The organism is Neisseria sp. HMSC058F07, from assembly GCF_001810035.1.
Lineage (GTDB): Bacteria > Pseudomonadota > Gammaproteobacteria > Burkholderiales > Neisseriaceae > Neisseria > Neisseria perflava.
The window spans coordinates 65,851-66,212 of record NZ_KV799687.1; the positions used below are offsets into that span (position 1 = coordinate 65,851).

Annotated in this window: 1 protein-coding gene; it reads left to right on the forward strand. The window is 50.3% G+C overall.

The window, feature by feature from the left end:
* A partial coding sequence (locus HMPREF2696_RS06660; RefSeq protein WP_210383766.1) for a host-nuclease inhibitor Gam family protein occupies window positions 1–286 on the forward strand: 286 nt, incomplete at its 5' end.
* Between the last annotated feature and the right edge of the window lie 76 nt (window positions 287–362).

A 362-nucleotide genomic window follows, 5' to 3' on the forward strand; every position in this document is an offset into this window, starting at 1 on the left:
CGAGCTGACGGAAAACGGTAAAACCAAAACCGTGGACTTTACCACCGGCCTGATTAAATGGCGCATCCGTCCACCATCCGTCAAGGTAACGGGCGTGGCCGCCGTCTTGGCATGGCTCTCGGAGAAATCCGCCTTTGCCGAGTTTGTCCGTACGAAGAAGGAAATCGACAAAGACGCCATCCTGAATCAAAAAGAGCGTTTTTCAGACGGCCAAGTGCCGGGAATTAAGATTGTGTCGGGGCTTGAGGATTTTGTGATTGAGCCTACGGAGCAGGAGTTGGTGTGATGGAAAACGGAAATTTAAATACTGATGAGCTGGAATTTTTAAGAATTGCCGCACGCGATTCCTTCTACATCCACGC